The following is a 23,139-nucleotide window of genomic DNA, read 5'->3' on the forward strand; positions in this document are numbered from 1 at the left end:
TGCTGTATCACGTGCTATGTTATCTGCATCGAGCATTACACACCAAAACAAATTCAGACAATACGTAATGACCGTTGATTTTACCTGCTTTAATCAATTCTTTCCTACCTCCAGCCTATACTTCGTCACATTATGGCGGCTGAACACTACGAAAATTTCCCCGTTGCCTCGCTTTTGCTACCCAGGCACCTGCGTCACCCGATTGCCGCCATCTATGCCTTTGCCCGTAGCGCAGACGATTTCGCCGATGAAGGCAATCTCACTGCCGATGAACGGCTAAACCTGCTGCGCAGCTACCAGCGCGAGCTGGTAGCGATTGCAGAAGACCAACCAACGACCCATCCGGTGTTCCTGCGGCTACGCCCTGTGATTGCCCGTTACGGCCTGCCGCTGCCCCTGTTTCACGACCTGCTGGAGGCCTTCATGCAGGATGTAACGTGCAATCGCTATGCCAGCTATGCCGAACTCATCGACTATTGCCGCCGCTCGGCCAATCCAGTGGGACGATTATTGCTGCATCTTTTCGCTGCGGCTACTGAAGAAAACATCTTGCACGCCGACGCCATTTGCTCGGCCTTGCAACTCATCAACCATTGGCAGGATGTCGGTATCGATAGCCGCAAAGGGAAAGAAGGCCGGATTTACCTGCCTGCCGAGGACATGGTGCGATTCAATGTCAGCGCCAACGACATCCTGCGCCGTATCACCAGCGCCGGCTTTTACGCGCTGATGCGCTTTCAGGTCGACCGTGCCCGCGCCTTGATGCAACAAGGCGCACCGCTCGGACGCAGGCTACCCGGCCGCATCGGGCTGGAAATTCGTACCATCATCGCCAGCGGGCTGCGCATTCTGGAAAAAATCGAAGCAGCTAACTATGATGTGTTCAACCATCGCCCTCAACTGCAAGCGCTTGACTGGCCGCTGATCGGCTGGCGCGCACTCTTTCACTGCCATGACGCCTGACGACTACTGCCAGCAGCGCGCCGCCGCCAGCGGCTCTTCTTTTTATTACAGCTTTGTTTTTCTGGAACCCACGCGGCGTCAGGCGATTACCGCTTTGTATGCGTTTTGTCGCGAAGTCGACGATAGTGTCGATGAATGCCCCGATCCGCATCTGGCGCGCACCAAGCTCGCCTGGTGGCGCACCGAAATTGCGCACCTCTACGCCGGCCAACCCAGCCATCCGGTAACGCAGGCGCTGGCGACCGCGCTCACGCGATTTTCTCTGCCGCAAGAACAATTGCTGGAAATCATTGATGGCATGGAAATGGATATTGATGCCGTGCGTTACCCGGATTTTCGTGCGCTGCATCTGTATTGCTACCGCGTTGCCAGCATTGTCGGCCTGCTTGCTGCGGAGATTTTTGGCTACACCGACCGCCGCACGCTGAAATACGCACACGATCTGGGCCTCGCTTTTCAACTCACCAACATTATCCGCGATGTCGGGGAAGATGCGCGGCGTGGCCGCATTTATCTGCCGCAGGAAGACCTCGCGCGCTTTGGCGTGACGGAAAGTGACATTCTTCAAGCGCGTTACTCCGCCAACTTTCAGCGCCTCATGGCATTCCAGATCGAACGCGCGCAGGCCACTTACAATCAAGCCCTCGCCCAACTGCCCGCCGCCGACCGCAAAGCGCAACGCGCCGGGCTGGTCATGGCGGCCATTTACCGCACCCTACTTGCGGAAATCGCGCGCGACGGCTGCCATGTGCTGCATCAGCGCATCTCGCTCACACCGCTGCGCAAGCTGTGGCTGGCCGGCAAAACCTGGATCACCGCGTGACCATCGCCGTCATTGGCGCGGGTTATGCCGGTCTGGCAGCGGCTGTCGAGCTTGCCCGCAACGGGCAACAGGTAGAAGTCTTTGAAGCCTCGCGCAGCCTGGGCGGCCGCGCCCGCGCCGTCGAGATGGATGGACTCACTGTCGACAACGGCCAGCACATCCTGATCGGCGCTTACAGCGAAACCCTGCGTCTGATGCGCCTCGTCGGCGCCGACCCGCAGCGCCTGCTCAAACGTCTGTCGCTACACCTTGAATTCCCCGGCGAGATGCGTCTTGTCGCACCTCATCTGCCGGCGCCGCTGCACAGCCTCGCCGCGATCCTGCTCGCCACCGGCCTCAACTGGCGCGAAAAATGGGCGGCCATACGTCTCATGCGCCGCTTGCAATACGCGCAGTTCCGCATTACGCCTGATGTTTCCGTCACTACATGGTTGGAACAAAATAAAACGCCGTCTCGCCAGCGCCGACTTTTATGGCAGCCGCTGTGTATCGCTGCGCTGAATACACCGGCTGAGTATGCATCAGCCCAGGTGCTGGCGCATGTGCTCAGAGACAGCCTCGCCGCCTCACGCGCGGCGAGCGATTTGCTGCTGCCGCAAGTCAATCTCTCGGCGCTATTTCCCGAACCCGCCGCGCAATTCATCACCCAACATGCTGGCGTCATTCATCGTGGCCAGCGCGTCACCGATTTACAGCGGGCTGAACATGGCTGGCGCATAGACGGCCAAGGGCCGTTCGCCCAAGTCGTGCTGGCTGTTGCCGCCTATCATCTCGGTGCGCTGGTGCCGGAATTACAGCTCGAGGTTGAACATTTTGCATGGGAACCCATTGTCACCAGCTACCTCGCCTACCCGGCCAGCGTATGCCTGCCGCAACCCATGCTGGGTGTCGCCGATGGCACGGCGCAATGGTTGTTCGATCGCGGCCAACTGTGCGGACAAGCCGGGCTGATCGCCGCGGTCATCAGCGCACGCGGCCGGCATCTGGATTTGCCGGTCGCAGAACTTGAACAGCGCATTCACGACGAAGTTGCCCACATCGTGCCCCACCTGCCGGCGCCGCTACGCACCCGGACCATTACCGAAAAACGCGCCACGTTCGCCTGCACACCTAATTTACGCCGCCCCGTCACACAAACCACGTTGCCCGGCCTGTGGCTGGCCGGTGACTATGTGGCCAGCGGCTATCCGGCAACTATCGAAGGCGCAGTGCGCAGCGGCGTCAACGCCGCGCGATCAATACTCGGCTTGCGTGGCCACTAGGCATCCACTGGCAAGCCGCAACGTACGGTTGCAACGCCGCGCCAGTTGAGCATCGTGAGTGACCAAAATCAACGTAGTACCCGCTTCGGCATTCATGGCAAACATCAGATCAATAATCTGCGCACCGGTGGCGGCGTCAAGATTGCCCGTCGGTTCATCGGCCAGCAGCAATTGCGGCCGCATGGCAAAGGCCCGCGCCAGCGCGACCCGCTGCTGCTCGCCGCCTGACAAATGTTTCGGATAGTGCGCCAGACGCGCACCCAAACCGACGCGCGCAAGCATTGCTTGCGCCACCGCGCGGGCATCGGACTGTCCGGCCAGTTCCAGCGGTAGCATCACGTTCTCCAGCGCAGTCAGCGCAGGCAGCAATTGAAACGACTGGAACACAAAACCCAGCACCCGCCCACGCAAAGCGGCGCGCGCATCTTCATCCAGCAACCCAATATCTTCACCCAACAAGCGTACGCTGCCTGTCGTCGGCACATCGAGACCCGCCATCAAACCCAGCAGGGTAGACTTGCCCGAACCCGATGCGCCCACAATAGCCACCGCGTCGCCTGCAGTCACGATGAATGAAATATCATGCAGAATGGACAACATGCCCGCGCCCGTGCCAACTCCGTTGGGTACTGTTTTATCCACCGCCAGCAACTCAATCACCTGTCTTGTTTTTATCATGCGCAAATGTCTTTCTTTCATTTTTCTGCTGCTCATCAGCTTCTGTGTGCATGCTACACAACTTGATGCAGCGACTCCACGTCCTGTGCTTGTTTTTGGTGACAGCCTATCCGCCGGCTACGGCATAGCCGTCAGCGAAAGCTGGCCCGCCTTGCTGGATGCCCGCCTGAAGGCTGAACGCTCTACCTACACGGTGGTCAATGCCAGCATCAGCGGAGAAACCACTGCAGGCGGCCGGGCACGGTTTGCCGCTGTCTTAAAGCAAACACAACCTGCCGTTGTCATACTTGCCCTCGGCGCCAATGATGGTTTGCGTGGCCTGCCGGTTTCAGCGATGCAAGACAATCTCGCCACGATGATAACGACCGCCAAGCAGCACCGAGCGAGCGTGCTGCTTGTTGGCATGCGGCTCCCATCTAACTACGGCAGCGACTACACGCAGCATTTTGCAGCGGCCTTTCGCACCTTGGCCAAACGCGAAAAAGTAAGCTTGTTACCATTTTTGCTAGAACCCGTTGCGCTCGATGCCCTGGCCTTTCAAGCCGATGGCTTGCACCCTACGGCCAAGGCGCAACCGAAACTGCTGGATCACATCTGGAAGTCCCTGACACCCTTGCTCACGTCAGCACCCACCAACCAAACACTCATGCACCAATGACGACTCCGCCGCGCCCACATCACTCGCATTCTTCCGCACACGTGACACCCGAACAGCTGAGCGAAACCGAATCCGCCTATAGCCGCTTTGTGCCACGGCAATTCCTCCAATTACTCGGTGTGGACGACATCCGCACCGTGCAATTAGGACAGCAGGTGGAACGGTCCATGACCGTCTTGTTTTCTGATATTCGCGATTTCACCTCATTATCTGAAAGCATGAGCCCGCAGGAAAATTTTAATTTCCTCAATTCCTACCTGATCCAGATGGAACCTGTCATTGCCGCGCATGGCGGGATTATCGACAAATACATTGGCGATGCCATCATGGCGCTTTTTCCCAACTCGCCGGATGACGCGCTACGCTGTAGCCTCGCGATGCTGGCCAAACTCGACGAATACAACGCCGGCCGTGAACGTGCCGGTTACCAACCCATCAAGATTGGCATCGGCATCAATACGGGCATTGTCATCCTTGGCACCGTTGGCGGCGAGGGGCGCATGGATGGCACCGTGATTGGCGACGCGGTAAATCTTGCCTCGCGGCTGGAACGCCTGACCAAAGAATACGAAGTACCGATTTTGATCAGCGAATACACCCTGAGCAGCCTTGAAAATATCAAACCCTGGTCGCTGCGTTTTCTCGACCGAACACACGTACGTGGCAAGCATGACAACCAATCTGTTTATGAAGTCGTTGATGCCGACCCGCCCGCACTACGCGTTGCCAAGAAAAACTCGCTGGGCACATTTCAGCAGGCGCTGGCGCACTATCATCTAGGCAATTTTTCTGCAGCCCACGCACATTTTTCTCGCTGTCTTGCTGAGGTTCCAGACGACAGCGCAGCTCGCGCTTACCTGCTTCGCTGCGAAGCTTCCGCACAATTGTCTGACCACACCAGTAATGCTATCGATAATTTCACCAATACACCTGCCAGAAAAACAGACTTTAATTGGCATGACGAGTACGCCTTGGGCATCGCTACGCTGGATGCCGCGCATCAACGCTTGCTCACCGACATTACTGTACTCACCCGCGCCATTCAGGCAGGCACATCAGCGCTCATCTCCCCGCTCTTGACGCAAATACATGCGGCCGCCACACAGGCTTTTTTACTGCAAGAGCAGATGATGCAAGACAAAGGCTACCCTTTTGTCGAACTACATACACGGCAGCACCTGCGGTTCTTTGATTACCTCAGGGAACTACAAGAGGAAATAGAACGCGACGGCACAGATCACGCCTATCTGGGCTTTCGTGTCAAAAATATGCTGACAGACTGGCTGATCAATCATATTCTCAATACCGATCGTCACTTTTCTCATCATCTGAACGGGCGCACCGTCGGACACACCCTCTGACACACAATCAGGGGAAACTGTACAGTGAGTGATTCCCCCGCCGACCCTTTGAAATCAACCTTCCAAAGCCAGAGCGGCGTATGGATCACCTCACGACCTATCCTGCCGGAAGACATAGATCGCGAGCAGGCGTTTATCAAAAATCTGTCGCCTGAAACGCGCTATCGACGCTTCATGAGCACACTGTGCGAGCTCTCCCCGTCACAACTGCACCATTTCACGCATATCGATTATCACCACACGATGGCCTTCATCGCCCTGTTAAAAGAAACGAGAGAAGAAATCGGTGTTTGCCGCTACGCCGCCAGCCCAACAGACAAAATACCTGATTCCTGTGAATTTGCCATCGTGGTGGCCGATGAATGGCAAGGCCAGGGGATCGGCCACCACCTGATGACGCGACTCATTGCTGCGGCAAAGGAGCAAGGCTTCTTGCGCATGACGGGCGACTTTCTTGCTGACAACACCCGCATGCTGAACTTTGTTTCCCGCCTGGGGTTTAAGCTATCAACCCATCCCGAAGATCATTGCTTAAAACGTGGTGTACTCTCGCTGAATAGCGGCTAAACTTGGTTTTAGTGAATTCCTGGCATGCTTTACTTTCTCATTTACCGTTGCATTTACCGTATCGCCAGCGCCGACTTTTTAAAGATATTTTATGAAAACTCCTAAGCGCCGATTACCATAACCAACGATATTTTTCACGAAAGACGCCTCATGTCTCCCACGGTTCCCACCGCACTTCCCACCTTATTTCTTTCTCACGGCTCGCCCATGATGGCCATCGAGCCCGGTAACACCGGCCCCGCCTGGGCGCGACTCGCTGCGCGGCTGCCCCGCCCGCGCGCGATACTTGCCGTCTCGGCCCACTGGATGACTCACGCCCCCGCAGTGAGCGCCGCTAAGCACCCGGAAACCATACACGACTTTTATGGTTTTCCCGCCCCGCTGTATGAGGTTCAATACACTCCGCCCGGCGCGCCGGAACTGGCAGAAAAAGTCTGTAGGCTGATTCCCGGCATCGCTGTTGATGCCAACCGCGGGTTGGATCACGGTGCCTGGGTACCCTTGCGCTACATGTATCCGCAGGCAGATATTCCCGTCGTGCAATTCGCGATTCAGCCCAATGACACGCCCGAGGCCCACTTTAATCTCGGTCGCCAACTCACCTCGCTACGCAAAGACGGCGTGCTGATTTTGGCCTCAGGCGCCATCACCCATAATCTACGCGACATGGTGCGCGACGCGCCTGATGGCATGGCTTTGCCTCATATCAGCGAATTTTGCAATTGGTTTGCAGACGCTCTAAAACGTCGCGATCTCCCCGCGCTGTTTGATTACCGGCGGCAAGCCCCGCATGCTGTGCGTGTGCAACCCGCCGACGACCACCTGCTACCGGTCTATGTTGCGTTGGGTGCAGCAGACGAGAGTGCGTCATTTGACGTCGTGCATCGCGGTACAACTTTGGGTGCGCTGGCCATGGATGCCTATATGTTCAGCTTCAGCGGCCCCTACACAGGGTAATTTAGGACTATTTTGTCGAAAGAGTAGCGAGGTAGGCCGCTACGTTCTCCATGCTGTCGGGTGTGAGATCGTGGACGATCACCTTCATAATGGCTCCCTCAGGACGCTCGCCCGTCCTCTGGAACATGTTCAGCTGCTTGACGGTATAGTCGGCATGCTGGCCAGCGAGGCGTGGGAAAGTGCTGTTGCCAGCGGCTTCCATACCGTGGCAAGTCGAGCAGGCCGGGATGCTCTGGGCGGCTACACCGTGTTCAAAAATGTCTCGTCCATTCCCTTCCCGCTTCGCATCGTCAGGCTTGTCGGCGAGACTTTTCTGTCGAGAAAAATAGGTCGCTAATTCTTCGATCTGCTTATCTGTCAAGCTCCTGGAGAGACCCCACATGTACTCGAAGCCGGGTGGGTCGAAGCGGTTATGGCTCTTGAATTGCTTCAGTTGGGCGATCATATATTCTTTCTGCTGCCCGGCCAGCTTGGGAAAGTTTGGGTTGACGGAATTACCATCAATGCCATGACAATTCGAGCAGACCTGCTGAGCCAAGGTCTTGCCGGAGACGCTGGGATCGGCCAGGTTGCGGGAACGTTCTGCTGTCGTCGAGCAACCCATACCGACTATGGTAAGAATCAGGGTTAAAGCGATGGAAGCTGTTTTCATTCCTGATCTCCTGATGTGTTCATGCAGAAGGTATCGGCCACGTCGTTCGCGTTCAATACGCACCCCAGACATAGAAGAACAGCGTGTTGTCATCCTTCGCGCTCCTGCCTGCACCGTCAGTATTGCTGGATAGCCCGTTGACCTTGTCGAATAGCGTGTATTGCAGGCCCACACGCACATATTGCAGCGGCATCCAGAATATCTCTGGCGTCCAGCCGCGCGTATCAGTATTCGGATTATTGTTGGTGCTGCCATGAACATCGAAATAGGACAGGGTGGCACCATATTTCGCCTGATAGACGTAAGACATCTTGGCCCGCAAGGCATCCATCGTGTCTGATGGGTTCACTGCGGCAAAATTTGCGACGAGGTTCTGTTTCTCGTGGATGTAGCTGGCTTGTGCGGTGACCGTGTGTGGATCGAGCAGATACTGATATTGCGCATCGAAGCTGAGATCGCGATAGCGGTCGGTCGGGCCGGTCGGATCGGTCGAATCCGGATAGATCTTCACGTTCATGCCCGACACACCCAGCATGCCATTATGTGGTCCCCATGCATGCGTCAGCGCCAGCCGCCAGTAGGGATTCGTTCCCTTGAGATAGGTCTGTGGCCCATGGTCTCTGTTAACGCCTTGGGTCATGAAGGAAAAGATGCCATCACCCGTCTTGTAGCCGGTGAGCTCCGCATACACCGTCTGATTCCAGTAGACATACGCACCGAGTCCTGCCACTTGCTGGCCAAGGCCATCAGCCAGTTTGGGCAGGGCACCTCCACCGGCTCCGGTGCTGCCGGGTGCCGTCGCAGGCCCCCAGGCAGGAGCACTCATCCAGACATCCTGCACCGTCGGGTTATTGTTCAGGCTCAGTCCGAAGATCATATCCTGTTTGTCGTCGATGTAGCGGTCGGCATAACGAAAATCCATGTTGTCCGCGCCGGAATGCCCCGTCCAACGTGAAGTGGCAGGGTTAAGCGTGTCGTAGTTGTTGTAAGTGATTTGCGCAAAGCCACCGATGTTGTCAGTCACTTTCCCCGCAATGAACACGCTGGCGGTATTGAAAGTGAGATTGCCATCCTGCGTGTGCCCCTGAGTAGAATCATTGACTTTTACCTTGTTGGCCGTTAGCACGCCCATCATTGACAGCGGTAGCGTGCGCTCTCCTATCGTGTAGCCAGTCAGCTTGAAAATCCGGCCATACGGAGTGAGATCGGGAAACTGGCCACCGGCATGACAGGCAACGCAGTTTTGTCCGGTCTGTCGCGCAAATGCAGGCACGGCGGAAGCCGTCCCCGGCAAAAGCGAGGCAGATGCAATCACCAGTGTGCAGGCCCAGCCAGTCCAATAAGTGGAATATCTGCTCATTTGAAACGCATTCGGGCCATAGCTTAATAGTCCGGAGGTATCAAATAGTCGCCCCATCCATCTACAATGGCAACGGCATAGCGCGGCGATCAAGCAGCGCCAACCAACCGCGAATCACGCGATAGAGCACCCACACGCCCGTGCCGATGATGGCCAGTAGGGCTGTCGGAATCCCAATCAAAGTGATAAACAGCAACCCGGCAATCATCAGCCACAGTGCAGCAAACCAAAAGCTGCGCCACTGCCACCGCCAGTGTGTCGCAAGCCAAGTGCCACGCACCTGGTCTTTGGTCGCAACATTGATGATGATCGCAATAATCGATGGCCAGCCGAACACAAAAGCACCCACCACCGTGGCCGAGGTCAAAATGCCTGACAATGCCGACAGCGCATGCAGACCATACATCACATGCGCCCAGGCGCGTGGGCCTGCCAGCATGTCGTTCGAATTGTTCGAATTGTCCGAATTGTCCGCGGTAATTGCTTCCATTTCGTTACTCATAGTCCGAGCTCTCCCCAAAGTAAATCGACCCGCTGCTTGACTGCTGCATCCATAACGATGGGCCGTCCCCATTCGCGCACCGTCTCTCCCGGCCATTTGTTGGTAGCGTCAATCCCCATCTTGCTGCCCAGCCCGGCGACCGGTGAGGCAAAATCAAGATAGTCAATGGGCGTATTCTCAGCGATCAGCGTATCACGTGCGGCATCCACGCGCGTGGTCACCGCCCAGATGACTTCTTTCCAATCTCGCACATTCACATCATCATCGGTCACGATAATGAATTTGGTGTACATGAACTGACGCAAAAAACTCCAGATGCCGAACATCACCCGTTTGGCATGCCCCGGATATTGCTTCTTGATCGACACCACCGCCAGCCGATATGAGCAGCCCTCTGGCGGCAGATAGAAGTCCGCTATCTCCGGATACTGCTTTTGCAGCAGCGGCACGAACACTTCGTTGAGCGCCACGCCCAGCATGGCCGGTTCATCCGGCGGCTTGCCGGTGTAGGTTGAATGGTAAATCGGATCCCGCCGTAGGGTGATGCGCTCAATGGTGAACACCGGGAACTCGGCCTGTTCGTTGTAATAACCGGTGTGGTCGCCAAATGGACCTTCTGCCGCTGTCTCGCCCGGATGAATCACGCCTTCCAACACAATCTCGGCACGCGCAGGCACTTGCAAATCTGAACCGATACATTTCACCAGTTCCGTTTTACTACCCCGCAACAAGCCCGCGAATTGATATTCAGACAAGGTATCCGGCACCGGCGTCACCGCACCCAGAATCGTTGCCGGATCACAGCCCAGCACCACGGCTACCGGAAATGGCTCGCCTGGGCGCGCCGCGCAATGATCCTGATAATCCAGCGCACCCCCGCGATGCGCCAGCCAGCGCATGATTACCTTGTCCGGCGCAATCACTTGTTGCCGATAAATGCCCAGATTCTGTCGCGTTTTCGAATGCGGCAAACCCTGGGGCCCTCGCGTGACGGTCAATCCCCAGGTGATCAAAGGCGCAGCATCTTCCGGCCAGCAGGTTTGTATCGGCAAACGGGACAGGTCAACGTCCCGCCCTTCCCGGACAATCTCCTGGCAAGGCGCAGAAGTAACCACCTTCGGCCGCATGTTGAATACTTGTTTTAACAGCGGCAGTTTGTCCCAGGCATCCTTGAGCCCGTGCGGCGGCTCAGGCTCTTTTAGCATCGCCAATAACTGGCCTACTTCGCGCAGGGATTTTTTCCAGTCGCCCTCTTCGTCCATGCCCGCTTTACTCATACCCAAGGCAACACGGCGCGGCGTACCAAAAAGATTCGCCAGCACGGGTGTCGTATACCCTGTGGGGTTTTCAAACAGCAACGCAGGTCCCCCCGCGCGCAACACGCGGTCGGCAATCTCGGTCATTTCCAGATACGGATCCACCGCAACAGCGATGCGTTTGAGTTCGCCCTTGGCTTCGAGCTGCTGCAAAAAGTCGCGCAAATCGTGATACTTCATCCGGTGTGCCCTTAATACTCATGCAATATGCCATTGTAGCTGGCAGAAATGATCTCTTCGCAGATCAAAACCGAGGCACAATACGCACCCATCATCCTGCAATTTCCACACACCATGATTTTTCTGTCATCTCTCGCCCATCAGGCACGCCATGTGGCTTGAACAAGCGCTCAATGAGGCACTGACCACGCTCGACGCTACGCAGCGGCGACGGCGCCTGCGGCAGATTGCCATTCCCGGCTCACATCTGGTGATGGCCGATGGCCGTCAACTGATTGACGCGTCATCCAACGACTACCTTGGTCTCTCGCAACATCCCGCGCTGAAGTCGCGTGCCATTGAATGGGTGCAACGCTTTGGTGCCGGCGCACGGGCTTCACGGCTGGTTACCGGCACACTGGAGGCAATGCTTAAGCTTGAGGCACAGTTGGCCACATTCAAAGGTACCGAGGCGGCGCTGATTTTCAATTCCGGTTTCCAGGCCAATGCCACCGTTTTACCCGCTTTATTCAAACTGGCTGGCGGACGTGAAGCCCTGGTATTTACCGATGCGCTGAATCATTCCAGCCTGCATGCTGGATGCCGGGCGGCGTGGGTTACGCAAATCCAGTTTCGCCACAACGATCTAAGCCATCTCGATGAATTGCTCACCCAGCACGCCCAAGGCCGCCCAGCCTTCATCGTCACCGAATCCGTCTTCAGCATGGATGGCGACCGCGCAGATGTCGCGGTGCTGGGCACACTCGCCGCGCGTCACGGGGCGGTGCTGTATCTCGATGAAGCACATGCCAGCGGTGTCCTCGGGCCACAGGGGCGCGGGTTGGGTTATGGACTTCACGCAACAAACCCCGACGCAGTCATCATGGGCACACTGGGCAAGGCCTTTGGCGTGGCTGGGGCTTACATCGCTGGCTCGCAGGCGCTGATCGACTATCTGGTCAATCGCTGCGCGGGTATCATCTATTCAACCGCTCCGCCACCGGCAGCCTGTGGTGCCGTGCAAGCGGCGCTTGAATTAATTCCGCATCTGGATGCCGAACGCGCCTTGCTGGCCCAGCGCAGCAATGCCTTGCGCGAGCGCCTTGCTGCGCTGGGCATAGACACGCTGACATCCACCACCCAAATTATTCCTGCGGTGCTGGGCAGTGAAGCCGCTGCACTGACGGCACAAAAAAAACTTGAAGACCGCGGTGTACTGGCTATCGCCATTCGCCCGCCGACAGTGCCAACGGGCAGTAGTCGATTGCGTTTCGCACTTTCCACCGCGCTCACCGACGTCGATTTCGAGTACCTGCTGGATACGCTGGACGCCTTAAAATCATTTGCATAACGAGCCTGATGCAGGGCTGTAGCCATAACGCCAGCGCATAGCGTAGATTTGCCGATAACAAAATCCAACTCATCGACCTGGGCTACTTTGGAAAGTCGGCGCTGGTAACACGGCGAGATAATCGCGTTATGGCGCGGACGACGGTGCTGATGCGCGGCACGCGCTCTCAGCACATGCGCTGGTAGCACTGGCAAGAGGCTCACTCGTCGCCGCAGACCAGCCACCACCAAGTGCGCGAATCAACTGCACGCTGGCGCGCAACTGGCGGGTATTGATATCCAGGGCGCTGCGCTGCGCTTGCAATGCGGCAGTTTGCGCGCTCACCACTTCAAGATAACTGCTGCCACCATCGCGATAACGGCTGGTGGCGAAATCCAACGAGCGCTGCGCTGAAGCAGCCGCGGCCTGTTCTGCTTCCAGTGCGGTGTGGTAATGCTTGAGCAAGGCAAGATTGTCTTCTACTTGCTGGAAGGCGCCCAGCGCAACGCTGCGGTAGCGCGCACCCAATTCGTCGAGCGCGGCTTCGGTGCGCGATACCTCGGCCTGACGCCGACCCGCATCGAACAGGCTTAGCACCAGAGATGGTCCGATGGACCAAAAACGGTTGGGCGCCTTGATGAAGTCTCCAGAATCGCTGGACTGGTAGCCAAATACCGCGCCCAGCATGATCGATGGGAAATAGGCCGCACGTGCCACGCCGATCTGGGCATTGGCGGCTTCGATGCGGCGCTGTGCGGCGGCAATGTCGGGGCGACGTTGCAGCAGGGTGGATGGCATTCCAGCGGGAACATTTGGCAATTTGATTTCGGCACGTTGTGGTTCGATGGCGAACGTGGAAGCCGGTTCGCCAACCAGCGCGGCGATGGCATGTTCGATCTGCGCACGCGCTGCCAGTGTTTGGCTGGCCTGCGAGCGTGCCGCATCGTACTGGGTCTGCGCACGCGCGACATCAAGCCCCGAGGCAAGGCCGCCATCGTGCCGCGCGCGGGCCATCTCCAGCGCTTTGGCATAGGCGGTCACTGTGTCGTTGAGCAGGCTATTTTCCTGATCCAACCCGCGCAACGTGAAGTAGTAATCGGCGAGCTGCGCCTGCAAGCTTAGTCGCGCCGATTCAAGGTCGGCCTGCGCCGCCTTCTCGCTAGCCGTGGCAGATGCGATCTGATTACGGACGCGGCCCCATAAATCCAGCTCGTAATTCACCTCGACACCCAGAGAGTAGTCGTTGTAGAGATCAGGTGAGTTAGGCCCCAGCACACGCAAAGGCTTTTTTTCCGATTGGCGATTGCGCCGCGCATCGGCTACACCATCGACAGTCGGGAAAAGTGCCGAACGAATTTGTGCGTTATAGGCTACCGCTTGCTGATAGCGGGCCAGAGCGGCGGCAAGATCAGCGCTGTTGGCGATCAGGCGTTTTTGCAAGGCATCCAGCTCGGCATCGCCATACAGCGCCCACCAGGCATCGCGCGGCAAGCTGTCGGCAGGTTGCGCCGGCACCCACAGTTTTTCTTCCTTGAATTCCCCGACGGCCGGCGAAATCTCCGGCACCGAGAGGGGCGGTGCAAAAGAACAGCCGCCGAGGAACAGGGATAGCAGCAGGGGAAAAACTCGCAACTGCATGCTGGATTTATTTTTTGTCATGCGACGCTGTCTCCGGCGCGGCTTTGGCCTTTGACCTCACGGTCTCTGACAACGCGACATGCACTGGCTCGCCATCCACAATGCCGTCGGGTGGACTTTCGATCACTCGGTCTTGCGCAACCAGACCCGAGCCGATTTCGATCAGCTTACCCATGTCGCGCGCAATGGTGACTGGCTTCAACACGATCTTGTCGGCCTTATCCACCGTGGCCACGCGCAAGCCGGTCTTGTCAAAAATCAGCGCACTGGCCGGAATGCTCAACGCAGGTTTGGCATTGGGTAAATCGAAGCTGATGACCGCGTAGCCACCGGACAACAATTCCGCCGCAGTGTTATCCACCACCAGTTGCACCAGCATGGATCCTGATGCGGCATTGATTGCCTGCGCAGAAGATTCAACCGTCGCCGGATAGAGCTTGCCGGGATATTCCGGCACGCTAACCTTGGCCTTGCCACCCGGCTTGATGCCTGGCGCATAGTTTTGCGGGACATTCACATAAACACGCAATTTGCGCGTATCGGACACGACAAACAGTTCCGGACCAACGCCGCTGCCCGCATTGATCAGCGCGCCGACATCGGTCGAACGCGCCGTCACCCTGCCGTCAAACGGCGCGACGATGCGGGTAAAGCCTTTCATGGCCTGAAATCGATCGACATTGGCTTGTGCTGCCTTGACCATGGCCTGTTTGTTCGCCAGATCGCCGGTTTTCTCGTCCACCTCCTGACGCGACACCGCATCCGAACCCAGCATGGCTTGCCAGCGTTTCGCTGTCGTCGCCGCCAGGGCAGCAGCGGATTCGGCGCTGACCAGATCGGCTTTTGCCTGGAGCAACTGCTGATCTAGATCCGGTGTTTCAATTTCAGCCAGCAATTGGCCGGCCTTCACCAATGTGCCGATATCGGCCTTCCAACTTTTCAGATAGCCGCTGACACGCGCATAGAGGGGCGCACGCGCATAGGCTTCAAGACGCCCCGGCAGATCGAGCGTGATCACGTTCTTGCCCGTTGCGGGAAGATTGACAACCACCGTGGGCACGGCCTGGGCATCAGTCCATTCACGCAAGCGCCGGTTGTCGAGAAGACGAACGACAATACCGATGATTACTGCGGCAAGCGCGATAAGGATTAATACGATGCCCGCCAGACGCAGGCGGCGGCGGTCCAGAAACGGATTCAAAGATAAAACGGGGACATCAGATGGCATGGGATTCTCCGGTAGCAGGGGGCAGCGCTTTGCGGCCATGCCGCGCATGCACGATACTGAACACAACAGGCACAAAAATCAGCGTGGCGATGGTCGCAAAAACAAGGCCGCCGATCACCGCGCGGCCCAGCGGTGCATTCTGCTCGCCGCCTTCACCGAGGCCAAGCGCCATCGGTGCCATGCCGATGATCATCGCCAGCGCGGTCATCAGCACCGGACGGAAACGGACGAAGCCCGCTTCGAGAGCGGCCGCGGTTGCGTCGCCGAGCACATCGAGACGTTCGCGCGCGAAGCTGACCACGAGCACACTGTTGGCAGTTGCGACGCCCATGCACATGATCGCCCCGGTCAGCGCCGGCACAGACAACGGCGTGAATGTCGCGAACAGCATCCAGACGATACCGGCAAGCGCCGCCGGCAGCGCAGTGATGATCACGAACGGATCGGCCCACGACTGAAAGTTGACCACGAGCAGGAAGTAGACCAGCACAATCGCACCGAGCAGGCCGAATAGCAGCCCGGAGAACGAACTCTCCATCGTGCGCACTTGGCCGATCAGGGCGACGGTGGAACCCTTCGGCACATGCTTCGCGGTATCGGCGAGAATGCGGCGCAGGTCGGCGGCAACCGCGCCGAGGTCGCGGCCCTGGGTGGTTGCGTTGATCTGCACCATCGACTGGATGTCGTACTGGCTAACCAGCGCGTTGCTGGTTGTGCGCGTGAAGTCCGCGATGCCGCCGAGCACCTGCGAGATGCCGCTGGCGCCGTTGACCGGCACATTCGCGAGTGCCGACAGCGAATCAAGCCGGTACTGCGGCGTCTGCATCACGATCGGATACGACACGCCGTTCTGCGGATTCAGCCAGTAAGTCGGCGCGACCTGGCTGCTGCCGGCCAGATTGACGACCAGGCTGTTGGTCACGTCGCGCGTGGTCACGCCAATTTTCTGCGCACGCGTGCGGTCGAGATCGACGTTGAAGACCGGGTTCCGGCGCGACTGCTGGATGCGCACGTCGACTATGCCGGGGATGGCACGGATCCTCGGCAGCAGCGAATTGGCGTAGTCGAAGTTCGCATCGAGCTGCGCGCCGCGAATCTGCAGGTCGATCGGCGCCGGTGAGCCGAAATTGAGGATCTGGCTGACGATGTCGGCCGGCGGGAACGAGAACGTGACGCTGGGAAACTCGCGTGGCAGCTTCTCGCGCAGCTCGTTGATGTATTCGGCGGTCGGCCGGTGGCCGGGCTTCAGTGCGATCTGGATGTCGCCGTCATGCTCGCCCATCGAGCCGGTGTTGTTGTAGGTCAGGTTGATGCTGCTGACCGAAAGACCGACGTTGTCGACCATTACTTCAATCTCGTGTGGCGGGATGATCCGCCGGATCGCGCTCTGGATTGCGGCGAACTGGCTCGCCGTTTCCTCGACGCGCGTGCCGACCTGGACGCGCGCATGCATCAGGATCTGGCCGCCATCGACCGATGGAAAGAAATTGCGGCCGAGGAAAGGCGCCAGCAGGAAGGACGCAAGCACGAAGACGAGAAACCCGACTACGAATGTCCGCCGATGCTCCAACGCGAGTGCGAGCAGGTTGTGGTAGACGCCGCGCATGCGTTCGAAGCGCGCCTCGAACCTGCGCTGAAAACGCACCAACGGATTGCGCGACGGCGGCAAGGTACTGTCCAGGCCATGCTCATCCGTATGCGGGGCATGCGGGCGCAGCAGGTAGTTCGCCATCGTCGGCACCAGCGTGCGCGACAGTACGAACGAACAAGCCATAGCGAACATCACCGCCTCGGCCATCGGCACGAACAGAAAACGCGCAATACCTTCGAGGAAGAACATTGGCACGAAAACGATGCAGATGCACAGCAGTGAGACGAACGCCGGCATTACGATCTGCGCGGCACCATCCATGATCGCGGTCTCGACCTGCTTGCCCTGTTCGAGATGCCAGTTGATGTTCTCGATCGTTACCGTGGCATCGTCGACGAGGATACCGACCGCGAGAGCGAGGCCGCCCAGGGTCATGATGTTCAGCGTCTCACCAAGTACGGAAAGGCAGATGATCGAGCCGAGCACAGACAGCGGAATTGAGATCGCGATGATGACCGTCGAACGCCAGCTGCCGAGGAACAGCAAAATCATGATGCTGGTCAGCGCAGCAGCAATCGCGCCCTCGAACGCGACACCCTTGATCGCGGCCCGCACGAACAGCGACTGGTCGTTGATCGGCGCGACCACCAGATTCTCTGGCAACTCAGGCTTGATCTCGGCAATTTTCTTCTTGATGCCGGCGACGATCGCCAGGGTTGACGTCGCGCCGTTCTTCAATACCGACATCAATACTGAACGCGAACCGTCCACGTGCACGATGTTGGTCTGTGGCGCGTTGCCGTCGCGCACATGGGCAACGTCGCGGATGTAGATCATCGTGCCGTCGACGGCCTTGACCGGCAGACCGCCGAGATCGTCGATGGCTGACGGTGCGCTGTTGAGCTGCACGGTATATTCGAATGCGCCGATCTTCTGGGTGCCGACCGGGGTGATCAGATTTTGTGCGGCAAGCGCGTTGGCGACATCCTGCCCGGATAAACCACGCGCCTGCAGCGCGGCCGGATCAAGATCGATCTGCACCTGGCGCGTCTTGCCGCCGAACGGATATGGAATCGCTGCGCCTGGCACGGTAATGAGGCGCGTGCGGATCGCATTCATGCCAAGGTCGGCGAGGTTCTGCTCGGACAGACCCTTGCCTGACAAGGCGATCTGCAGGATCGGCACCGTCGACGCGTTGTAGTTCAGGATCAACGGCGGCGTCGTACCCGGCGGCATCTGCTTGACCACGACCTGCGATACGGCGGTGACCTGCGCATTGGCGGTCGCAACGTTGACGCCGGGCTGAAAGAATATCTTGACAATGCCGAAGCCAGGATATGAATTCGCCTCGATGTGTTCAATGTCGTTGACCGTTGTCGTCAGGATCCGCTCAAACAGTGTGGTAATGCGCCCGGCCATCTGCTCCGGTGGCAGGCCGGTGTATTGCCATGCCACCGCAATCACCGGAATCCGAATACTGGGGAAAATATCCGTCGGCATGCGCAGCGCGGTCAGCGGGCCGATGATCAGGATCAGCAGTGCCATCACCACGAATGTATAAGGCCGCCGCAAGGCGATGCGGACGATTTCTATCATAAGGAATCCATGCCACCCACAAAGGAGTAAGGTTCAACGCGAAGAAGATGTTTCATGTGGTCATCGACACAAGATTGTGCCAGCGCGAATGATAGATGACATAAAAATATATTTGAAGTGCATTATTACGATAGATTATAATGCACAGCATGAATATATTGAACTTCGACCTCAATCTTCTACGCGCATTTGACGCGATGATGGCAGAACGCAATGTGACGCGCGCCGCACAACGCGTGTTCCTGTCACAACCTGCGACAAGCCACGCGCTTGCGCGGCTGCGCAAGCAAATCGGGGACCCTTTGTTTATGCGTATGGGGCGTGAAATGGTTCCCACGGCAAAAGCGATGGCTCTCGCTCCCGCTATCCGTAACATGCTTGAGCAACTCGAAGCCGTGCTGGATGAAAAACCGTTTGATCCGCTTGTCTCAACCGCGGCTTTTCGCATTGGCCTGGTGGATGTCATGGAATACATGCTTGCGCCGATGTTTGCCCAGCTCATACGGGAAGACGCGCCACATATCCGCTTTGCCATCCAGGGTTACGATTCTTCGAGTTACCAGGCTCAGCTTGGTACAGGAATACTCGACATCGCCGTTGGCCTGCCAGAACCGACAGCGCCCGGCATCCATTCTTGCAAACTCGCCGCATTTCCACCCGTCGGCCTGGTCAGGAAAAATCACCTGCTTTCGCAGGGTAATGCAAGCATACGTGAATTCAACCAGACCCCGCGCCTGACCACAGATGTGCGCGCAGACCGGCTCAGGGAAACGGCAGTTCCGCCTGCGGCAAAGAATAAAACCGCAAGCAAGGCGGTCTATACCACGGCGCATTTTTTTGCCGTGCCGCTACTGCTTGCGAACAGCGATCTCTTGCTGGTCACCAGCCATGTCGTCGCCCAACTACTCTGTGCGCAGTATCCGCTGGTCACCATTCCGCTGCCGGCGCGCTATCCGCCGCTGGAACCGCATATTTTCTGGCACGAACGCACACATCGCGATCCGGCGCACAAGTGGCTGCGCGAGAAAATCATGGCAACTTCGCGCGATCTGGCAGCACCGTAAAAACCATCCCGCCACTGAAATCCATTTACCCGTTGTTGCCCTTGCAACGCAGTTCAGGCAGGCATTGATATCCCATGATGCCCAGTGCGGCATTGCACCCCGGTAGCACCAGCGCGAGGCTGCGCTCCGGTTTGTGCCGCACAAACTTCGCGCACAGCAGCGATCCAGCACCGATGCCCACAATGAATGTGGCAAGCAGCAGCAGTATGACGCTGCTTTCATCGCCACCCAGAACATTTTTGGCATACGCTGGAAGCTGGGCAAGGAACAGCGCACCATGCAACCAGAACCACGAGATGCCGAGAATGGCCGCAAAGGCGGGACGGTGTTTGCGGGCAAAGGTCAGGTTGCGCCAGGTCTCGGCCAGCGGGCTTGCGGTTCAGGCGTAAACTCGGCGCTAGCGATACAGCGCTAAAAACGACTACCCTCGCAGACTGAGCCGCGTTAGAGCAACAAAGGTTTCAGATTCAGCTCGGCGACGATGCCGGCGAAGATCACTGCGCCAAACCAGTTGTTGTGGTGAAAGGCTTTGAAACACTGCATGCGATCACGGTCACGAATGAGAAAAAAATGATAGACCGCGATGAGCGTGGCCGCGACAAGCCCCAAGGAATACAGCAAACTGAAGTGCAGCGCTTCGCCCACCATCGCCAGAATCAGCAGCGTGAGCAGATAGCAAAGCATCACCGCCGCGACATCGAACGAGCCGAAAGTGATCGCCGCGGTTTTTATGCCGATCTTGAGATCATCTTCACGATCGACCATGGCGTATTCGGTGTCATACGCTACGGCCCAAAAAATATTGGCTATTAATATGGCCCACCCCAAAGATGGCACGCGGCCTGTCGCGGCGGCGAAGGCCATCGGGATGCCAAAACCGAAAGCAATACCGAGATACGCCTGCGGAATTGCGAAAAAGCGCTTGGTGAATGGGTAGCTTGTGGCGAGGAAGACAGCCACCAGTGCCAGCGACCACACCGCTTGCCAGATCGGCAAAATCAATAGTCCCGCGCACAGCGTCAGTATCGCCGCCAGCACTAACGCCTCACGCGGCGAGACACGGCCCGCAGCCAGCGGCCGATCTTTGGTACGCGCGACATGCGGGTCAACATCACGATCAGCCCAATCATTGATCACGCAACCGGCCGAGCGCATCAAGAGCGTGCCCAGCACAAAAATCCAGACCAGCAACCAGGGCGGATGACCCTGCGTGGCAATCCACAATGCCCACAGCGTAGGCCATAGCAATAACAAGGTGCCGACGGGCTTGTCCAGCCGCATCAGCTTTTCGTAATCATTCAGACGATCTTTGAGCGTAGCAATATTCATGTGTCGATTTTACCGACTGAAGTAACGAACATTCGCACGGCCTGCGAATGAGGATGGGGATCGCCTGTATGGCAAGGAGGACGAAAGCCGAGTGCGTCGTGCGCCAGCGCGACCCGCAGGAAGTATCCTTGGGGTGCCGACTTTCGAATCAGACGACGCTTTGCCCCGGCATCCTGGGCTCGCTAGCCTCTAGGCTGGGAAAACGCCTGTCGATAAATAACGGTCGCCTCGATCGCAGATGATGCTGACGATCACGGCATTTTCAACAGCAGCAGCAATGCGCAGGGCGACATGTACGCCGCCGCCAGAAGAAATGCCGGCAAAGATGCCTTCTTCACATGCCAGGCGCCGCGTCATGTTCTCAGCCTCTGCCTGGCTCACGTTTTCGATTTGATCAACACGACTCGCATCAAAAATTTTGGGCAGATAAGCTTCAGGCCATTTGCGAATACCGGGGATTTGCGATCCTTCTTCGGGTTGGCATCCAATAATTCGAATGGCAGGATTCTGCGCTTTCAAAAAACGGGAGCAGCCCATAATGGTGCCGGTGGTGCCCATGCTGGAGACAAAATGCGTGATGCGCCCTGTCGTATCGCGCCAGATTTCGGGGCCGGTGCCTTCAAAGTGCGCCTGAGGGTTGTCTGCATTGGCGAATTGATCGAGGACTCGTCCCTTGCCTGCGCGCACCATGTCTTGCGCCAGGTCACGCGCGGATTCCATACCGCCCGCTTTGGGGGTCAGAATTAATTCAGCACCAAAGGCTTTCATGGTCTGGCGCCGCTCGATACTTTGATTCTCGGGCATGATCAACACCATGCGATAACCACGCATTGCCGCTGCCATGGCCAAGGCGATGCCGGTATTGCCTGAAGTCGCTTCAATCAACGTGTCACCAGGCGCGATATCACCGCGCGCTTCGGCGCGTAAAATCATGGAGAGCGCAGCCCGATCTTTAACCGATCCGGCGGGGTTATTGCCTTCTAGCTTGACTAGAATCACATTGTTGCGTCGGGCATTGTCTGCCCCCGGCAACCGCTTTAGCTGAACCAGCGGTGTGTTGCCAACAAAATCTTCCAGCGTTTTCCACGTCATGAGGATACTTTCAGACCGTTCATTGATTCAGCCAGCGAATATAATCGATAATGCCTTCAGCGACTTCCGCAAACTCATTCTCATAGCCTGCACGGCGTAACTGTGTGAGATCCGCCTCGGTAAAGCTCTGGTATTTACCCTTTAATGCGTCAGGAAAGGCAACGTATTCAATGGTGCCCTGCGCCACCAGTTCAGCAAGTGGCAAAGCGGGTAATCCATCCAGGGCACGGCAGGCATTAACAGTAGCTACCGCTAGTTCATTGAAGCTTTGCGCGCGCCCGGTACCCAGGTTGTAAATGCCGGAAACGCCACTTTCAAGAAACGCCATATTAACGTGGACGACATCGGCCACATACACAAAATCACGTTTCTGCTCACCATTAGCGTATCCGTCAAAGCCTTCAAACAGTTTGACTTTACCTTGGCTGCGATATTGATTGAAGTGATGAAAAGCCACCGAGGCCATACGCCCCTTATGTTGCTCGCGCGGGCCATACACGTTGAAATAACGAAAGCCGGTAATTTGCGCCTCGGCGCTGGCAAGACGGCGGCGTACGACTTGATCAAACAGAAATTTTGAATATCCGTAAACATTCAGCGGCGCCTCAAACTCACGTTGTTCACGGAAGACATTGCCGCCCCCATAAACAGAAGCGGAAGACGCATAGAGGAAGGGCACTTCCTGTTCTTGGCAGTGATTCAGCAGAGACAATGAATAGCGATAATTATTGGCCATCATGTAACGGCCATCGGTTTCCATGGTGTCTGAACAGGCACCTTGATGCAAAACCGCTTCGAGATGCCCATCAAAGTGGCCATGGGTAATCATGTCGATAAACTCTTGTTGATCAAGATAGTCGGCAATTTCGCAATCCGTGAGATTGCTGAATTTATCGGCCTGGGCAAGGTTATCGACGGCGATAATCTCAGTGATACCACGCTCATTGAGCGCTTTGACCAGATTAGCGCCGATAAATCCACACGCGCCAGTAACGATGTAGTACATAAGCAAC

At 57.3% G+C, this 23,139-nt stretch carries 21 protein-coding genes; 10 read left to right on the forward strand and 11 right to left on the reverse strand.

The genetic code is table 11. The features are described 5' to 3' along the window. Positions 1 to 132: 132 nt before the first annotated feature. The 3 genes from hpnC to hpnE are packed head-to-tail and all read left to right on the forward strand — an operon-like array spanning position 133 to position 3,048. Entirely contained in the window at positions 133 to 963 is an 831-nt protein-coding gene (gene hpnC / locus PG1C_RS08715) for a squalene synthase HpnC (protein WP_202634425.1), read from the forward strand. Further along, on the forward strand, positions 953 to 1,786 hold the full coding sequence (gene hpnD / locus PG1C_RS08720; protein WP_202634426.1) for a presqualene diphosphate synthase HpnD: 834 nt from the start codon (positions 953 to 955) through the stop codon (positions 1,784 to 1,786). The genes hpnC and hpnD overlap by 11 nt, the downstream gene beginning before the upstream one ends. After that, a complete protein-coding gene (gene hpnE, locus PG1C_RS08725) occupies positions 1,783 to 3,048 on the forward strand; it encodes a hydroxysqualene dehydroxylase HpnE (RefSeq protein WP_202634427.1) in 1,266 nt (421 codons plus the stop codon). The genes hpnD and hpnE overlap by 4 nt, the downstream gene beginning before the upstream one ends. On the opposite strand, the gene PG1C_RS08730 is transcribed toward hpnE, so the two are convergent. Next, positions 3,022 to 3,648: an ABC transporter ATP-binding protein gene (locus PG1C_RS08730; RefSeq protein ID WP_237218338.1), complete on the reverse strand. Its 627-nt coding sequence runs from the start codon at positions 3,646 to 3,648 to the stop codon at positions 3,022 to 3,024. The two genes, hpnE and PG1C_RS08730, sit on opposite strands and share 27 nt — an antisense overlap. A 124-nt stretch (positions 3,649 to 3,772) precedes the next feature. Between PG1C_RS08730 and PG1C_RS08735 the strand changes: the two genes are divergently transcribed. The 4 genes from PG1C_RS08735 (at position 3,773) to PG1C_RS08750 (ending at position 7,269) form a co-directional block, all read left to right on the forward strand. Further along, on the forward strand, positions 3,773 to 4,384 hold the full coding sequence (locus PG1C_RS08735; RefSeq protein WP_237218118.1) for an arylesterase: 612 nt from the start codon (positions 3,773 to 3,775) through the stop codon (positions 4,382 to 4,384). 41 nt (positions 4,385 to 4,425) lie between these two features. After that, entirely contained in the window at positions 4,426 to 5,745 is a 1,320-nt protein-coding gene (locus PG1C_RS08740; protein WP_202634429.1) for a hemerythrin domain-containing protein, read from the forward strand. A 24-nt stretch (positions 5,746 to 5,769) separates the two neighbouring features. Further along, positions 5,770 to 6,312, forward strand: a complete 543-nt coding sequence (locus PG1C_RS08745) for a GNAT family N-acetyltransferase (protein ID WP_202634430.1) — start codon at positions 5,770 to 5,772, stop codon at positions 6,310 to 6,312. 150 nt (positions 6,313 to 6,462) lie between these two features. Then, the gene (locus PG1C_RS08750) at positions 6,463 to 7,269 is read left to right on the forward strand and encodes a dioxygenase family protein (protein ID WP_202634431.1); all 807 of its coding nucleotides are present in this window, start codon (positions 6,463 to 6,465) and stop codon (positions 7,267 to 7,269) included. A 7-nt stretch (positions 7,270 to 7,276) separates the two neighbouring features. On the opposite strand, the gene PG1C_RS08755 is transcribed toward PG1C_RS08750, so the two are convergent. From PG1C_RS08755 to ubiD, 4 genes are all read right to left on the reverse strand, one after another. Next, positions 7,277 to 7,921, reverse strand: coding sequence for a c-type cytochrome (locus PG1C_RS08755; protein WP_202634432.1), 645 nt, complete (start codon positions 7,919 to 7,921; stop codon positions 7,277 to 7,279). Positions 7,922 to 7,973: 52 nt separating this feature from the next. Continuing rightward, positions 7,974 to 9,281, reverse strand: a complete 1,308-nt coding sequence (locus PG1C_RS08760; RefSeq protein WP_202634433.1) for a hypothetical protein — start codon at positions 9,279 to 9,281, stop codon at positions 7,974 to 7,976. 61 nt (positions 9,282 to 9,342) lie between these two features. Continuing rightward, on the reverse strand, positions 9,343 to 9,771 hold the full coding sequence (locus PG1C_RS08765) for a DUF4870 family protein (RefSeq protein WP_237218119.1): 429 nt from the start codon (positions 9,769 to 9,771) through the stop codon (positions 9,343 to 9,345). Between the two features lie 8 nt (positions 9,772 to 9,779). After that, positions 9,780 to 11,279: a 4-hydroxy-3-polyprenylbenzoate decarboxylase gene (ubiD, locus tag PG1C_RS08770; protein ID WP_202634434.1), complete on the reverse strand. Its 1,500-nt coding sequence runs from the start codon at positions 11,277 to 11,279 to the stop codon at positions 9,780 to 9,782. Between the two features lie 151 nt (positions 11,280 to 11,430). On the opposite strand from ubiD, the gene PG1C_RS08775 reads away from it, so the two are divergent. Continuing rightward, positions 11,431 to 12,609: an aminotransferase class I/II-fold pyridoxal phosphate-dependent enzyme gene (locus PG1C_RS08775; RefSeq protein WP_202634435.1), complete on the forward strand. Its 1,179-nt coding sequence runs from the start codon at positions 11,431 to 11,433 to the stop codon at positions 12,607 to 12,609. Between the two features lie 126 nt (positions 12,610 to 12,735). On the opposite strand, the gene PG1C_RS08780 is transcribed toward PG1C_RS08775, so the two are convergent. The 3 genes from PG1C_RS08780 to PG1C_RS08790 are packed head-to-tail and all read right to left on the reverse strand — an operon-like array spanning position 12,736 to position 18,641. Beyond that, the gene (locus PG1C_RS08780; protein WP_202634436.1) at positions 12,736 to 14,247 is read right to left on the reverse strand and encodes an efflux transporter outer membrane subunit; all 1,512 of its coding nucleotides are present in this window, start codon (positions 14,245 to 14,247) and stop codon (positions 12,736 to 12,738) included. Next, entirely contained in the window at positions 14,234 to 15,454 is a 1,221-nt protein-coding gene (locus PG1C_RS08785; RefSeq protein WP_202634437.1) for an efflux RND transporter periplasmic adaptor subunit, read from the reverse strand. The genes PG1C_RS08780 and PG1C_RS08785 overlap by 14 nt, the downstream gene beginning before the upstream one ends. After that, entirely contained in the window at positions 15,444 to 18,641 is a 3,198-nt protein-coding gene (locus PG1C_RS08790) for an efflux RND transporter permease subunit (protein WP_202634438.1), read from the reverse strand. The genes PG1C_RS08785 and PG1C_RS08790 overlap by 11 nt, the downstream gene beginning before the upstream one ends. A 149-nt stretch (positions 18,642 to 18,790) precedes the next feature. Here PG1C_RS08790 and PG1C_RS08795 point away from each other — a divergent pair, with 149 nt between their 5' ends. Both PG1C_RS08795 and PG1C_RS08800 read left to right on the forward strand, forming a co-directional pair. Continuing rightward, entirely contained in the window at positions 18,791 to 19,705 is a 915-nt protein-coding gene (locus PG1C_RS08795; protein ID WP_202634439.1) for a LysR family transcriptional regulator, read from the forward strand. A gap of 133 nt (positions 19,706 to 19,838) precedes the next feature. Next, positions 19,839 to 20,120, forward strand: a complete 282-nt coding sequence (locus PG1C_RS08800) for a hypothetical protein (RefSeq protein WP_202634440.1) — start codon at positions 19,839 to 19,841, stop codon at positions 20,118 to 20,120. 29 nt (positions 20,121 to 20,149) lie between these two features. Here the strand turns inward: PG1C_RS08800 and ubiA are convergent, their stop codons facing one another. The 3 genes from ubiA to rfaD all read right to left on the reverse strand — a co-directional run bounded on the left by ubiA (position 20,150) and on the right by rfaD (position 23,132). Continuing rightward, positions 20,150 to 21,034: a 4-hydroxybenzoate octaprenyltransferase gene (gene ubiA, locus PG1C_RS08805; RefSeq protein WP_202634441.1), complete on the reverse strand. Its 885-nt coding sequence runs from the start codon at positions 21,032 to 21,034 to the stop codon at positions 20,150 to 20,152. A gap of 189 nt (positions 21,035 to 21,223) precedes the next feature. Then, positions 21,224 to 22,126, reverse strand: a complete 903-nt coding sequence (gene cysM, locus PG1C_RS08810) for a cysteine synthase CysM (protein WP_202634442.1) — start codon at positions 22,124 to 22,126, stop codon at positions 21,224 to 21,226. A 19-nt stretch (positions 22,127 to 22,145) separates the two neighbouring features. Next, complete coding sequence (gene rfaD / locus PG1C_RS08815) at positions 22,146 to 23,132, reverse strand: ADP-glyceromanno-heptose 6-epimerase (RefSeq protein WP_202634443.1); 987 nt, start codon at positions 23,130 to 23,132, stop codon at positions 22,146 to 22,148. Positions 23,133 to 23,139: the final 7 nt, after the last annotated feature.

It is taken from the genome of Rugosibacter aromaticivorans, assembly GCF_000934545.1.
In the GTDB taxonomy this organism is placed as follows: Bacteria; Pseudomonadota; Gammaproteobacteria; order Burkholderiales; family Rhodocyclaceae; genus Rugosibacter; species Rugosibacter aromaticivorans.